The following is a 15,054-nucleotide window of genomic DNA, read 5'->3' as shown; positions in this document are numbered from 1 at the left end:
AATAAGAATAGACTGAAAAATCAATATTTTAACAAACAAAAAAAGACAACAATATATGTATTGTTGTTTTCATTACGTCTACCCACTCTTTTGTTTTTTTCTATCTGGTTTACTTGAAACTAAATAATGTTTTTCTGAAATATATAAGTCTCTTTTTAAGCTACGATTTAAGTAAGGTCCTAATTTCATTCCACATATGAGGCGATCTTCGCTACCTTCAACAATTGGGAACATTTCTTTTTCTGTTACGTATTGATCTACTGCTTTTTGTACGACATCAATTTCTTTCACTAGGTTTAAATTTTCTGCTGTATGTTCAAATACCTCAAGCGTTTCCTTCGTTATGAGAAAAACATTTGTTGGAAATGCAGGTAAATATGGTTTTAACAAATCATAATTTACTGTATAATCATCATTTACTAATACTGTATAAACGATATTAGCATTCGTTTCTAAAAACTGAGCCATCGCTTGTTCTAATTCATCTTTCGTAATTTCCCGCTCTTCTTTTCCAGTTCTGAAAAAGCGAAACATCGCATCGCCTCCTTTTTACTATATTATAGCATAAAAGAAAACTGAAAAATCATAAAAAAACCCATTGAAATAATTTTTCAATGGGTTTCTATATATTTATCGTTATTTTAAGAATGCACTTAGCATCCATACATGCTGTTCTAATGTTGTATGAATTGCTAACAGCATGTCAGCTGATGTTTCATCGCCAGCTTCACCCGCAACTTCCATACCTTCTTTTAATTCTTGAATAAGTGCAGAATAATCATTCACTAATGTTTGCACCATTTCTTCTGCAGATTCTTTGCTTGTCCCTTCGCTGACACTAGATGTTGCGAGATATTCTTTCATTGTCGCTAATGGTTTACCTTCTAAAGCTAAAATACGTTCTGCTAACTCATCAATATACGTTCCAGCCTCATTATAAAACTCTTCAAATTTCTCATGTAATGTAAAGAAGTGTGGCCCTGTCACATACCAGTGATAATTATGTAATTTAACATATAACACATTCCAGTTTGCTACCTGCTTGTTTAATACTTCAACAACATTTGTTTTCGTACTCATACAATCACTCCTCTTATCATTTTGTAATGTTTATCTTTTAATTACTTAATTACATTTTACCATACATTCCCTTTCCTTTCGAACAATTGGCTTATATGTAACAAAGTTTTAACACCTTTAATGCTTCCCTAATATCATTTAATTCATGTATTTTTTCAACCACTTCATACGTCTAATTGTCCAAGCTCATACATATGCATAATAGTACATCAAGCTCATCATAGTAGAAAGAGGGATAACATGGACAATCAACAATGGCAAGTAGCAAAGAAAGTAGCTGCTACTTATATCGGAACTGTCGTTGGAGCTGGATTTGCTACTGGACGAGAAATTGTTGAATTTTTCACAGTGAATGGATTATACGGGACAATTGGCATATGTGTAAGTGGATTTTTTTTTATTTGGCTTGGTACAAAGATGATGTTACTTTCATCACAAATCGGGGCATTTTCAGCGCAAGAATTTAACAAATATTTATTTGGGGATGTATTTGGGAATGTTGTAAACACATTATTATTACTCGTTTTATTCGGCGTAACGAGCGTTATGTTATCAGGCGCTGGTGCAGTATTTGAAGAGCAACTTCGCTTACCAAGACAACTCGGTATTCTCATTACAGTTATCGCTTGTCTCATTATAAGTAGCCGCGGGTTACAAGGTGTTTTTGAAGTAAATACACTTGTCGTACCTATTATGATGATTTTTATTATCGGACTTGCTATTACAACCTTTTTTCACGGTACACCTCCTATTAATAACACTATTCCTGCAGAGAGCTGGAATATGAAATGGATTACTAGCCCTATTACATATGTCGCCTTAAACCTTTCTCTCGCCCAAAGTGTTCTCGTCCCATTAGCCAGTGAAGTAAAGGATCGAAAAGCCATTTTTTGGGGTGGGATTTTAGGTGGTGCTGGACTTTCTTTAATTTTATTATGCAGCCATTTAGCAATCTTATCAGTCGATCAATTTTATCAATATAACATCCCAATGGCTGAAGTCATAAGAAGATTTAATGCAACTTTTCACTTCTTCTTCGTTCTCATTATTTTCGGTGAAGTTTTCACAACTTTAGTTGGTAATGTGTTCGGAATGACAAAACAGATGCAATCTATTACTGGGTGGAAAAATCACAATATTATTTTCTTCATTTTACTAATTAGTTATTGCTTTAGTTACATCGGTTACAGTGACTTACTTCACATTCTATATCCTATCATCGGATGGGTAAGTATTGTTATACTTCCAATCATTGCGTTTAAACAACTTCAAAAAACATAAAAAAGCATCCATGTTATTGGATGCTTTTTATGTTCATTCACAATCATCACATACTTCCCAGTACGGTCCCATTTCTAATGCTAAATACGGCTTTAACTGCAACCGAATCATTCGACTAGGCATGCGTTCTAAAACAAATTGAATACCTTCTTCATCTTCGTCTAATTCAACTTTTGAAATCGTAATTTTTTGCATAGTCGTAATGGGAATTCCATCTTTATATAAAGTGATTTTCACCTCATCGTATTCATTAAAATACAATTCGACACTCATTTGATTTTTCAGTATTTCATCACCAATTTTAAATGTATCATTTTGTTCTTGGATTATATATTTCCATCCGCCTCTATCTTCTTTCGGAGCTGTTTGAAATAATGTCTCCAAATCCTCGTATAGCATAAGATAACCCCTCTCTTACTAAAAAACGATGAGTATTTTATATACCCTTTATCTCTATCACTATCCATAGCTATTGTACCATATATCACCGTTCTTACCGTATTCATTTGCTTCATACACACTTATAAAATAACTAATTCTATCTCCATTATTATGTATATTACCTCATTACTCCATACACTCTTACAAGTTCAAATAACGACAGACTTTAATCCATGCAAATATTGTCTACTCTCCGCTTTTATTAGCTCACAGCATTCACACTTTTACATATAGTAAGACTACCACAAATAAAAAAGGAGAGTGACTTATACCACTCCCCTTAAAAGAACTTCCCTATAGCTGCTAAAACTAATACGATTATTAAAATTGCAAATAATAATGAGACAATGAAACTAAAAATAGGTAACGCTTTCTTTTCATTCTTCTTAAATAGTAACTTTAAACTAAGAAAAATATTTACTGGTACAAGTATAAAATAAAAATATTTAACAATTTGCACCGAGCTATTCGAAAGTGTTTTTAATATAAACACTTCAATTAGAAAAACAATAAAAAATGAAATACTTAGCCAAAATGAGACGTAACTAAGCCAAGAATGTCTTTTTGTCCCCCAATACACTCCCATAATACTCTCCTTTTATTTGTATTCTATAGGTTAATAATTATACACAAAGCTAACAAACACCTCTATTTTTCGACAAATATTATGCAAAATACCATTTTAAACGTCATAAAGGAAGTTTACATCTCCATTTGATTTTACATAATAAAACAGACTACCCTCTAGTGTCATAATGCTACTAGGGGGAGTCTGTTCTCTATTAAACTTTAAATCTCTCAATTAATACTTGCAATTCTTCAGCCATTTGAGATAGCGTACCCGCCGCTGATCCAATTTCCTCCATCGAAGCTAGCTGTTCTTCAGCTGAAGCCGCAACATTTTGTGTGCTTGTCGCATTATTTTGTGCTGTCATTGCAATTTGTCCTACTGAAATAGATACTTCATTTGCCCCTTTTGACATTCCATTAGCCGTTTCAACCATCGTCTTAATTTGATTAGCTATTTCATTTGTAGATTGTAAAATTTCAGCAAAATTTTGCTTCGTTTCATTTGCAATAACAAGTCCAGATTGAACTTCTTCATTTACATGATTCATTGATTTGACTGTCTTACCCATATCGTCTTGTATTTCGCCTATTAATTTACTAATTTCACTGGAAGATATGCTAGACTGCTCTGCCAATTTACGTACTTCATCTGCAACAATTGCAAAACCTCTTCCATGTTCACCAGCTCTTGCCGCTTCAATTGCCGCATTTAAAGCTAGAAGATTTGTTTGATCTGCAATGTTTTGAATTACTTCCAATATATCACCAATTTGTTTTGATTTATTATTTAATAACTGTATAACAGCATCTGATTGTGAAACCGATTCTGCAATAGACTGCATCTGGTTTACTGTTCTTCCTACTAGTTTCCCACCATCTTCTGCTTTTTCACGAGTATGAGCAGAAGCGATATTAATAGATGATGAACTATTTGCTACATGCTGAATTCCTTCCGTTACATCAAACAGTAACATAGCACCATTTTCTACACTTGTTGTTTGCGTCGTTGCCCCACTTGATATTTCATCCATTGCTGTTGTAATTTGCTCAGTTGCTTCACTCGCTTGTCTTACACTTGCAGTTAGTTCTTCTGATGCTGCTGCAACATGTCCTGCCGAAGTGTTAATCCTTCCAATTAACGTCCGTAATGAATTTGTCATCTCGTTAAAACCTTTCGCAAGTTGACCAATTTCATCATTAGAATGAATTTCAATTGTTTGCGTTAAATCCCCTTCACTTATTTCTTTAGAAGTGATAACTAGTCTCTTTAAAGGCTTCGTAATTGAAAGTGTCACAAAATAAATAAGTACTCCACCTACTACTAACGAAATAAGCATAACAATTAACATATTATAAAATACAGGTTGAGCAGCTTCAATTACTTCAGTTGCGTACATCGTCCCACCAATTTTCCAACCTGTTTTTACGTTTGTAGCAAATACCATATTCTTTTCACTACCACCATAAGAATATGTAAAAGCACCATGATTATCTTCATAAATTTTCTTTGCCCAAGAATCAGCTGCTTTATCCCCTGATTTTTCTTGTGGATGAGCAATGATTTTTTGCTTTCCATCTAAAATGAAGGCATATCCTTTTTTACCAATATTGATTAACTTTGTTGTTTTTAATAAATTGTCTAAACTTAAATCTAGCGCAACAACCCCATTTTTATCTTCTGTTTGTTTTGCAATCGTTACGACAATATGTCCATTTCCTTTTGCCTTATATGGCTCGCTAACAACAATACCACCTTGTTTTGCCACTGCATCTTTATACCAAGGTCGTGTTGTTGGATCATAATCTGCTGCCATTTGTATATTTGGTTCCTGTACAAATTTCTTATCATTACCGGCAACATACACTTGTTCAACATCTATATTCAAATTGATATACTGAGATAATGTCTTTCTTAGCTCATCCTGATTATCCCCTTGATACATATTCCCTTGAATTACTCGTGCAAAGTTATTCACATCGTTAAATTTTGCTTCAATCATTTGATTGATTAAATTATCTAATATTTTTATATTATCGTTAGCACTACTCGTAATTTGTGATTCAAAATTCTTTTTAGCAGTTTGATAAGACATGCCCCCGATTATAGAAACGGCTGCAATTAAAATTACAAAGAATGAAATTAATAGCTTTTTTGCTACTTTCATATCACGAAACAAATTTAATAGTTTACCCATTATGAACCTCCTAATTTTCAAATTTAAAAGTTAAATTGAGTTAATTATAAATATTTCCCATTCCTTAATTATTATTTTCATAACCTATTATGGTGAATACTTTGTAAAGTTTAAACAATTAATTTCCCTTTGTCTATATATATGAATAATATTATTATAAAATTTACAAATAGAAAAAACCAAAGGGGCCCCTTTGGTTTTTACATTTTTTTATGTTGTTTAGAAATTTTCTTCCATTTATCACGCTCTGCTCTGGCAAGGATTGCATCTTGTTTCCTCATAAAATACGCCAGTTCTCTTTGTAATTTTTTATAGCTTTTCAAACGATCTATCGTAATAAGTCCGTTTTCAATTGCACTATACACCGCGCATCCTGGTTCATTCTCATGCTTACAATCACGGAAACGACATGTTGTCGCAAGTTCTTCAATATCAGAGAATGCTGTTTGAATCGCTTCGCTGCCTTCCCAAAGTTGCAATTCCCTCATGCCAGGCGTATCAATCACGAGAGCGCCACTAGGCAATTGGAATAATTCTCGATGCGTTGTCGTATGCCTCCCCCTACTATCCTCTTCACGTATATCTCCCGTTTTTGCTACATCAATTCCTATTAGAGCATTTAACAAAGTTGACTTTCCTACCCCTGATGATCCAACTAAAGCAATTGTTTTCCCTGAAGAAACGAATTGTTTCAACGAATCTATACCTGTATGCTCTAAACTATCAACAACGAAAATAGGAACACCAATTGCTATAGCTTCCGTTTCTACAATTTTCTCTTCCACATCATTACATATACTACTCTTTGTTAAAACAATAACTGGCATAGCGCCGCTTTCATACGCTAATAATAAATAACGTTCCATCCTTCTAACATTAAAATCATGATTAAGTGCATTCACTAAAAATAAATAATCTACATTTGCTGCTATAATCTGTTCTTCTGTTCTTGTTCCAGCCTCTTGTCTTGAGAAAGAGCTTCTTCGCTGGAAAATACGATGAATAATCGCTTTCTTTTCATCTTCTATTTTCTTTATATACACCCAATCACCAACTGCTGGATAATCGCCTTTCGTAATCGCTTCATGCCGAAACTTCCCAGACAGTTCTGCCATATATTCACCATCATTACAAATAATGCGATATATATGCTTATGCTCAAGTAAAATACGACCTACTTCATAATTTTTCTCTGTAACTTGTTCTTCAAAAAATGAATCCCAGCCAAAAGATTCTAAAATATTTTGATTCAAATAAATATCCTCCCTAGTGTGTACTAAGTGGAAGGATTGCGAATTACCTTATATAATATCGCCCTTTCCATCCACCTTTGTATTTGGTTGATTATTCATATAAGTTATTTTCGCCATAATACATCACCCCGTTCTTATTTTAATTATTCTCATTATATGGAATTCTCCTATAAAAAGCTACATTATTTTACGTAATTTTCAAATAACTTGTTTTTGAGCATTCTAATTTGTCCTCGATGACTAATTTCATCTTCTAGCACATGAAACCATAGATAGTGCTGGTTATATGCTACACCGTTAGACCACTTTCTTTCTGACATGAGCCACTCATCACCTTGTTCACTTAAATACTTCAGAGATTCTTCTCGAACACTTTGTAGAAGTTGTACATAATACTTTATTTCATGACCACGGATTGCTCTACCCGCTTCCCCTAAATACAGTGCATCTTCCCATATTTCTAATTCTTCTTTTGTAAAGTCACGATCTTGAAATGAAATAAGCTGATGAACTTTTTCAATAGCTGCTATATGCTTTAATAAGGCGCCAATTGAATTTCCGCTGCTTTGCATAATTAAATCTAATTGCTCAACTGATAAATTTTTTACTTCGCCTAATGTTACAGCTCTCGTATGCTCAAGCAGGCTTACTAATTCCCCTATTTTTTTTGTATAACCATCTACACTTCTTATTCGATAATCTATATTTATATCACGCACCCCTTTCTGCATTCATATTATTGTAAAAATGATTCATATAATAGACTGAAATATATCTAAATTTTCTGTTATAATTAATTTGAATACAAAATATACCCAAACAAACTTTCTCAATATGCTTATATGAAATATTAAAAGGAATCAATATAAAATAATCGAATCTTATTCACTAAAAGGAGTGGATTCGATGGAAATGTATCAATGGCTAACCGCTGTTCTCGTTGGTGGCATTACCGGCTTCGTTTCCCATCTAATCAATAACCAAGGTAAGTTATTGCTTCCACGCCGTTTGAAAACATTTTTTCATTTTGGATTTTTAACTGATATTTTTACTGGTAGCCTAGCCGCACTTCTTGGTCTCGTTTTATTCGATGTCACCGCAATAAAAGAAATTATAAAAGTATCCATTGTAACTGCTATTTCCGGCCAAACTTTTTTACTACATCAAGCTCTTGGTGGCGAACAGGCTAAAAATACGCAAATTGGGAAAGCTGATGAGAAGATTCAAGAAATTGACAAATTATTGCGACGTTAGTGTATACTTTCTTTTAAAATTATTGTTATAATGAGAAATAAATATTTTCTATTGCGTCGTTTGTCAGGAGAAAGGGTGTTTCGTATGACAAAAAAGAAAATAGAAGATTTCTTAACAAACTCCGAAAAAGAGGAACTGCTAGAAAACTATAAATGTTTACGAGAAGCCCGCACAAAAAGCGAAGCTAACTATTTTGGCGAAGCAGTAAACCATCTATTAAATAAAGCAAAACAACGAATTATTAAAGATGTAGGTATACATGATGAAAATGCTGCAACTGTTCAATCAAAGAGAAAAGCACTGTTTTAGCTACATTAGCTAAAACAGTGCTTTTTATTACAATACTTTTCACATTACTTTCACATCTATTTCACAATTATAAGTACTCCTATATGTTAAACTAAGTATATCCTTTTCCAAGGAACTATATGCCGATATATAAATCCCTATCTTTATAGGGATTTTTATTTTTTGATTCCTCATAACTTTGTTACAATACATTTCTTCTACTATTTCTATACTTTTAGTAACCACTTTAATTAAAAGCACATTCATGTATTCACACTCTTATTAATTCTGATTTGCGAAATATTTATACAAGCTTTATGATGCAATTCCTGTTTCACTATTTTCAGTAATTTTTTCACTTTTTCTAAACAAAAATAAAGCTCCTATATATAGTAACGCAGTAAAACTACCTATAAGTATAAAATTGTGAGATATTGCAAATAACATTCCAGCTATTGCCGCACCAATCATTTGACCAATGTACATAGAAGCATTTGCAAGCGCGGCTCCTGTTCCTCTTGCTACACTAGACATGTTTTGTAAGTGCCTCATCATTAATACAAACAAAATTCCTGTCACAAAAAATAAAGCAAAGAACAATAACTCCACCAATACAATGTTCTTTACATGAGGAAGTAATACATATAGCACTGCTGTAAATATAATTCCACCATAGAAAGAAAGGTTATAACCAATTTTATTTACGATTCTAGGACCAAAAATATTACCAATTAAATTTCCTAATCCTAATACGAGCATAGCTGTACCTACTTCATGAACTTGTAAGCCAAATTGAATGGAAAGCCATACACCAAAAAATGAAAATGCAGCAAAATTTCCGGTTTGAAAAACAAAGTATGCAAAATAAGAAAGTGAAACCTTTGAATCTGTAAGTAATTGTTTATAACGCTGTAAAATCGCTTTTTTATTTCCACCTATATGAACCGACTGTATTTCTGGTAATACAACATAAATAAGAATGACAAGTAGTGCTGATAATATACCAATGAAATAGAATGGAATTGTATAATGTATCGTTGCTAAATAAGCTCCCAGTGGCAGCCCTAAAATTTGAGAGATTGATAACCCTGCTGTTGCAACCCCAATTGCTTTCACAATTTGCTTCTTCTCTATAAGGAGCGGAATAGATGCCCACACTTGTGGAGATACAAAAGCTGCACTTACACCTGCTAAAAATCTAAATGTTAGCATCCATAAAAAACTCGGTGCAATTCCACAAAAAAACGTACTTATTGCAAAAAAACTCATACCTAGTACCATCACTTTTTTTCTGTTTAATCCATCTGATATAGGACCAGCCACAAGCGCAAATCCAGCATACCCTAAAGCATACGAACTCACCATCCATCCTGACAACTCAGTTGAAACATGATACACCTGTTGTAATGTCGGCAACAGTGGTGAAATTAAGAAAGTATCTGTACCGATCATAAACATTATCATAAAAAATACAGCTAGTACTCTGTTCATTTAGACCTTCTCCTTATATAAACAGAGGGTACTCTCCCTCTGTTTAACTAATCTTCTAAAATAGATTGGATTTCTTTCATGACTCTTTCATTCAATGCAACATCTACCGCTTTCACACTTTCTCTTACCTGCTCTGCCCGCTTTCCACCAGGTATAACAGTATCAATCCCTTCTTTATTTAATAACCATGCTAACGCTAAATGAGACACTTCAATATCATTTTCTTTAGCTAGCCCTTTTAACTTATTCACTTTCTTAAAATTACTCTTATATGTATTTTCTTCAAATAGATTTACATTTTGACGCCAATCGACTTCATTTAATTTAAAATCTTCTGTATATTTTCCGCCTAATATTCCAAAAGCAAGAGGCCCATATGGAATAAATGAAATACCCGCTTCTATACAATACGGCAACAGTTCTTCCTCAGCTGTACGTTCTAACATATTGTATGGAGATTGTACAACATCTATATGACCATGTTGATTCGCCTCTTTTAATTGTTCTATGTTTACGTTCGATATTCCAATTGAACGAATTTTCCCTTCTTCTTTTAAATGAGTAAGCTCCCCGATTGAATCTATGTAACTTGTTTCAGGATTTGTAAAGTGTAAATAATATAAATCAATATATTCAGTCTGTAATCTTCTTAAGCTATTTTCCACAGCATTCCTTAAATAACTTGGTTCATTGTTAATATAAGTTTCTCCATTTAACAACGGTTGAATTCCACCTTTTGTAGCAAGTATAAACTCATGACGTTTTCCCTTTAATACTTCTCCTACTAATTCCTCCGATCTACCGAAACCATATGAATCTGCTGTATCAAAAAATGTAATCCCTTGCTGAATAGCTTCTTCTACTAATCGCTTTCCTTCTTCTTCATTCACATCAGCATATAAATTATGTCCCCCTACTGCATTTGTACCTAAACCCAACTTTGAAATATTTAATCCTGCCTTTTGCAATTTTATATACTTCATTTTTTCTCCCCCTATATTTCTATTGTTCGAATATATTCGAACAATAGAAATATACCACTTTATATGTTATAGTGCAAATATCTTAACTTATACAAGTAGGTGAAATATGCGTACACTCTATCATCCAAATCGAGAAGAAATTCAATTTTCTTCTGTCTTATATGCACTTAGCGATCAAATTCGTTTACAAATTGTAAATATGTTACTAGAGAAAAATGAACAATCTTGTGGTGCTTTAAACATCCCTGTTGCAAAATCAACTTTATCTCACCATTTCAAAGTTTTACGTGAGTCAGGTGTTATGTACACGCGCCTTGAAGGAACACAACGTTTCATTTCAATTCGTGAAGAAGATTTAAATGCTAGATTCCCAGGTTTATTACAAGTTGTATTACATGCGACAGAGCCATATTAAAAAAACATCTCATATTCATATGAGATGTTTTTTTAATATGGCTATTCTTTTAATAAATCTATTAATCCATTCCCTTCAGATGTACGTTCGTACCCTAAAGGTACAGTTCTTTTAATGAGTTGTGCATATATTTCCGGCTCCGATAACTTTCGACCGTATTCTTTCTCACACTGTTTAATGAGCAAGGCGAGCGCTCCAGCAACATGCGGCGTCGCCATGGAAGTTCCACTTAGCACAGCATATTTTCCTTCTGGATACGTAGATAATATTTCATCACCTGGCGCTACTAGATCAATTTCTTGATTTGAATTACTAAAACATGCAATCTTCCGCTCTAAATTAACGGCACCAACTTCAATTACCTCGGAGTACGCACCCGGAAAGTCTAGTTCCTCTGTTTCATCATCGCAATCTCCATTATTTCCAGCAGCACATACAACGAGAACATCCTGCTTTACCGCATTTTGAATTGCTTCATGTAATTCTGGAACATCTTGCGGACCACCAAGTGACATTGAAATAATTCTCACTTTCTCTTGATTCGGCCCTCTCCAATTTACAGCATAATGAATTGCCTCAATAATTTGCTCATAACTTCCAGAACCATCTCCCGCTAAAACTTTTAATACTAACATTTTAGCAAGTGGTGCAACTCCTAATACACCGACACCATTTTCAGTCGCGGCAATCGTTCCCGCAACATGAGTACCATGTCCGTTATTATCAAGATACACATTTGGATCAGCTTCATAATCTTTTGTGAAATTTCTTCCGCCGATAATACGATCTTTTAAATCTATATGATTAGTATCACACCCTGTATCTAATACGGCAACGACTACATCTTGCCCCTTCATACTCTTTTCCCATACTTGCGGAGCGTGAATCAGTTGTACACCTGGTGGAATTTCATTTACTTGTTCTAACACCTTATTTACGGTAAACGGAATCAATTGTATACCTTTTTGTTTATTCACTGTACTACTCATCGTAATCCCTCCTGAAAATGTATTATTTTCATTTCAGACCACTTTTGAATACGTGTAAATGTAACATTCGTTTTATTCTTTTTGTTTTCCTTCTTTTCAAATATTTCTCAACATCATTTACTACCTCTATAATACTTCTTTATTTTCCCTATGATTTGTAGGAAGTAACAACCCGAGTCGTTCAACTAATAACCAAAATAAGAGGACCAATTAATGGTCCTCTTACAGTCTTTTAAAAGAATGATATGTATTTGAAAAATAATATAAATTAAGACTAAACCTCACTCTTGTTTAAAAACTTTTCTATTTCTTTTACTAAATATTCCGCTCCCTCTATACCAACTGTAATATTTCCATTTGCTAATGTAATATTCTGCCCTGAAACATCACCTGTGATTTGGCAAGCATTGTAAGGTTGATATTTTTGTAAAATGATTTTATCTGCTTCTACAAAAATTTCAAGCGGTGATTTGATTTGTATTCCCAATACATCGCGTAATTCTTTAGGGATAACAATTCGTCCTAATTCGTCTACTTTTCGAATAACTCCTGTTGCTTTCATATTTCTCCCCCCTTACTCTCTATTAATTTTTTCACCTCGCTTTTTCCATTTTATCACTTTTTGACAATACTTGCCTCTTTTTAGAAAATTTTGTACTCGAGTTAAAAAAACACATTTAATGCATACGTAATCTCTCTTTTAATTGTTTTACATAACGGGATCTTATAAGTAAGAAGTATACAACTTGAATAACTATGAAAATACTTAATACAACTGTATTTTCTTTAAACAATGAGTACTCAAACATTTGCCCTAACGCCGTTAAGGCTACTGCTCCATGTAATGTTGCAACACCAATTGGAACGAAGAATAAAAGCGCCAATCGAATTGTAACTACCTTCGATAATTCCCTACTTGTCAATCCAACTTTACGAATCATTTCGAACAAACGAACATCATCCTCCAAATCGGAGAATAAACGGAAGTAAAGGAAACTTCCTGCGCAAACGAAAAATACTATACCAATAAAGAAACCTACAAATAAAATCGGTCCTGCAATTTGTAAACTTTGGTTTTGCTCGTACTCTTCCGCACTAAACGTTGAATATTCTTGATACGGTTTAATTTGATGCGTAAGCTCTTTACCAATTTCAATCTCATCTTTCGTTCTTTCAGTTTTATACATATAATCTTTTGTCTCTATAAACCCATCTTGTAATGAATCATATTGACTATTAGAGATTACATAAACATTTCCTCTTAATATTTTCCCCAATGAAGATGAGGTAACTTTTTTCACTTTTAAATTTTCATTCATATTAGGTAAAGTAATTTCTTTTCTTTCTTTCATCGTTGGCCCTGGTATATTAGCTGACAAAAATACAACTTCTTTATTTGCTACAGTATTAAATGGTTCTTCTGTTAACTTTGCATATTTCTTATAGTCTGATTCTTTTATAAAAATGGCGCTTCTTAACGACTGTTCCTCCGTTTTCTTTGTCGAAATATTAGTTTTTGAAGCTGCTATACTATGTTTCTTTAATCCTTTGTCAATCATTTGTATATGCTGTGATTCGTTACTATTCCCTTGCTTAGAATGGTAATGAAACGAAATCGGTCTCTCCATTATCCCTTTCGTCATGGATGCGAAGCCAACTAATGTCCCTATTGCGGAAAATGCTACAGTAGAAATAATGGTTACAATAAAGAACATTCTTGCGTTATCTCTCATGCGATACGCTAAATCTGATAACGTAATAATATTAGTCTGTGTCCAATAGAAACGTTTACTTTTTTTACATAATCGAATAATAAAGACACTCAGCTGCTTGTACAACAAATACGTCCCAATAATAACTACCGTTGTAACAGGAATCATCATAATAAATACCATTGCTCCATGTGATAGAAGAGCTCCTACATAGCCAGCACTAAGCAATACTACTGCTAATATGGAAGAAATGATTGATGCTTTCGGTTCCGGTTTCGCCTCTGCTGATCCTCTAAACAACTTCATAATCTTATTTTTACGAATCATTCCTGCACTAAACAATGATATGATCATAAATAAAATAAAAAACATAATACTCGTTACAACAATTGCTTTCATCGGTATGTAATAGGATAAGGAGATATCTAGTTTCAATATCATCGGAGCGACAAATAGTAATCCCCCTGAAAATAACATACCTGAAAGAATACCAAAAATAATTGCCCCTATTCCAATCATAATATTTTCAAAAAAGATCAGACGCTTTAATTGATATTTCGTCATACCTAGCATCATTAAAATTCCTAGTTCACGCTTTCTCGTTTTTAAAAACATTCCCATCGAATATAAAATAAAGAAGAATGTAAATAAGTAAATAATAGACTGTGCAAAAGACATACTTACGAATACGTACTGACCTAATTCTCCTGCACTTAATGCCGGATGAAACGCAAAAAATGAATACACAAAAAAGGCCATAATTGCAAATGCACTACTCAAAAAATAGGCTGAGTATGTCCGTCTATTTCGGGTTACATTCCGATATGCTAGTTCTCTAATGTTCATATTACTTCTCCGCCCTTCTACTATCTATGTTTTTATATTAGTAAAGTGCGGAAATACCTTCCATCGATTCAAATGACAAAAACCTTACATTTTTGAAAGGTTTAAAAAATTGCTTATACGTAGTACTTTATTTATAATGACTACATTCATATTCATACACACATCCTATTGTATATTCGTTAATTTTGCGAAATAATAAAGGATAGAAGTATGTACCATTATACATATAAACTTAATTACCGCTTTAATATGAATA

General features: G+C 33.3%; 17 protein-coding genes. 4 read left to right on the top strand and 13 right to left on the bottom strand.

Translation table 11 applies throughout. The features are described 5' to 3' along the window. Positions 1-78: 78 nt before the first annotated feature. Complete coding sequence (locus HFD78_RS16040) at positions 79-534, bottom strand: DUF3939 domain-containing protein (RefSeq protein WP_000488206.1); 456 nt, start codon at positions 532-534, stop codon at positions 79-81. Between the two features lie 102 nt (positions 535-636). After that, on the bottom strand, positions 637-1,080 hold the full coding sequence (locus HFD78_RS16035; RefSeq protein ID WP_000105199.1) for a Dps family protein: 444 nt from the start codon (positions 1,078-1,080) through the stop codon (positions 637-639). Positions 1,081-1,320: 240 nt separating this feature from the next. Between HFD78_RS16035 and HFD78_RS16030 the strand changes: the two genes are divergently transcribed. Next, on the top strand, positions 1,321-2,361 hold the full coding sequence (locus HFD78_RS16030) for a YkvI family membrane protein (RefSeq protein ID WP_000370203.1): 1,041 nt from the start codon (positions 1,321-1,323) through the stop codon (positions 2,359-2,361). A 33-nt stretch (positions 2,362-2,394) separates the two neighbouring features. Here HFD78_RS16030 and HFD78_RS16025 read toward each other — a convergent pair whose 3' ends face one another. The 5 genes from HFD78_RS16025 to HFD78_RS16005 all read right to left on the bottom strand — a co-directional run bounded on the left by HFD78_RS16025 (position 2,395) and on the right by HFD78_RS16005 (position 7,530). Next, positions 2,395-2,760, bottom strand: coding sequence for a DUF3979 family protein (locus tag HFD78_RS16025; RefSeq protein ID WP_000965059.1), 366 nt, complete (start codon positions 2,758-2,760; stop codon positions 2,395-2,397). Positions 2,761-3,082: 322 nt separating this feature from the next. Continuing rightward, positions 3,083-3,388: a hypothetical protein gene (locus HFD78_RS16020; protein WP_000539571.1), complete on the bottom strand. Its 306-nt coding sequence runs from the start codon at positions 3,386-3,388 to the stop codon at positions 3,083-3,085. 196 nt (positions 3,389-3,584) lie between these two features. Beyond that, positions 3,585-5,567: a methyl-accepting chemotaxis protein gene (locus HFD78_RS16015; protein WP_000517294.1), complete on the bottom strand. Its 1,983-nt coding sequence runs from the start codon at positions 5,565-5,567 to the stop codon at positions 3,585-3,587. Between the two features lie 200 nt (positions 5,568-5,767). Further along, entirely contained in the window at positions 5,768-6,820 is a 1,053-nt protein-coding gene (gene rsgA / locus HFD78_RS16010) for a ribosome small subunit-dependent GTPase A (protein ID WP_001073075.1), read from the bottom strand. A gap of 182 nt (positions 6,821-7,002) precedes the next feature. Further along, positions 7,003-7,530, bottom strand: a complete 528-nt coding sequence (locus HFD78_RS16005) for a DinB family protein (RefSeq protein WP_097862683.1) — start codon at positions 7,528-7,530, stop codon at positions 7,003-7,005. 196 nt (positions 7,531-7,726) lie between these two features. Between HFD78_RS16005 and HFD78_RS16000 the strand changes: the two genes are divergently transcribed. Next, on the top strand, positions 7,727-8,074 hold the full coding sequence (locus tag HFD78_RS16000; protein WP_000426317.1) for a DUF4257 domain-containing protein: 348 nt from the start codon (positions 7,727-7,729) through the stop codon (positions 8,072-8,074). A gap of 84 nt (positions 8,075-8,158) precedes the next feature. Beyond that, complete coding sequence (locus HFD78_RS15995) at positions 8,159-8,383, top strand: hypothetical protein (protein WP_000162603.1); 225 nt, start codon at positions 8,159-8,161, stop codon at positions 8,381-8,383. A gap of 39 nt (positions 8,384-8,422) precedes the next feature. Here the strand turns inward: HFD78_RS15995 and HFD78_RS29960 are convergent, their stop codons facing one another. The 3 genes from HFD78_RS29960 to HFD78_RS15985 are packed head-to-tail and all read right to left on the bottom strand — an operon-like array spanning position 8,423 to position 10,836. Then, positions 8,423-8,629: a hypothetical protein gene (locus tag HFD78_RS29960; RefSeq protein WP_001101742.1), complete on the bottom strand. Its 207-nt coding sequence runs from the start codon at positions 8,627-8,629 to the stop codon at positions 8,423-8,425. Positions 8,630-8,677: 48 nt separating this feature from the next. Next, entirely contained in the window at positions 8,678-9,853 is a 1,176-nt protein-coding gene (locus HFD78_RS15990; RefSeq protein WP_001082497.1) for an MFS transporter, read from the bottom strand. A 47-nt stretch (positions 9,854-9,900) separates the two neighbouring features. Further along, the gene (locus HFD78_RS15985; RefSeq protein WP_000874082.1) at positions 9,901-10,836 is read right to left on the bottom strand and encodes an aldo/keto reductase; all 936 of its coding nucleotides are present in this window, start codon (positions 10,834-10,836) and stop codon (positions 9,901-9,903) included. Positions 10,837-10,942: 106 nt separating this feature from the next. Here HFD78_RS15985 and HFD78_RS15980 point away from each other — a divergent pair, with 106 nt between their 5' ends. After that, positions 10,943-11,251, top strand: a complete 309-nt coding sequence (locus HFD78_RS15980; RefSeq protein WP_001259906.1) for an ArsR/SmtB family transcription factor — start codon at positions 10,943-10,945, stop codon at positions 11,249-11,251. Between the two features lie 41 nt (positions 11,252-11,292). Here the strand turns inward: HFD78_RS15980 and HFD78_RS15975 are convergent, their stop codons facing one another. From HFD78_RS15975 to HFD78_RS15965, 3 genes are all read right to left on the bottom strand, one after another. Further along, positions 11,293-12,240, bottom strand: coding sequence for a serine protease (locus tag HFD78_RS15975; RefSeq protein WP_000099752.1), 948 nt, complete (start codon positions 12,238-12,240; stop codon positions 11,293-11,295). 274 nt (positions 12,241-12,514) lie between these two features. Continuing rightward, entirely contained in the window at positions 12,515-12,802 is a 288-nt protein-coding gene (locus HFD78_RS15970) for an AbrB/MazE/SpoVT family DNA-binding domain-containing protein (RefSeq protein WP_000648325.1), read from the bottom strand. Between the two features lie 115 nt (positions 12,803-12,917). Beyond that, positions 12,918-14,798 (bottom strand): FtsX-like permease family protein, encoded by a 1,881-nt coding sequence (locus HFD78_RS15965; protein ID WP_001025977.1) that lies wholly within the window; start codon positions 14,796-14,798, stop codon positions 12,918-12,920. Between the last annotated feature and the right edge of the window lie 256 nt (positions 14,799-15,054).

Origin of the sequence: Bacillus sp. EKM501B (assembly GCF_011800505.1) — a bacterium.
Classification (GTDB): domain Bacteria; phylum Bacillota; class Bacilli; order Bacillales; family Bacillaceae_G; genus Bacillus_A; species Bacillus_A cereus.
The sequence above is the reverse complement of the archived record's forward strand: the minus strand, read 5'-3'. Positions and strand labels throughout refer to the sequence as shown.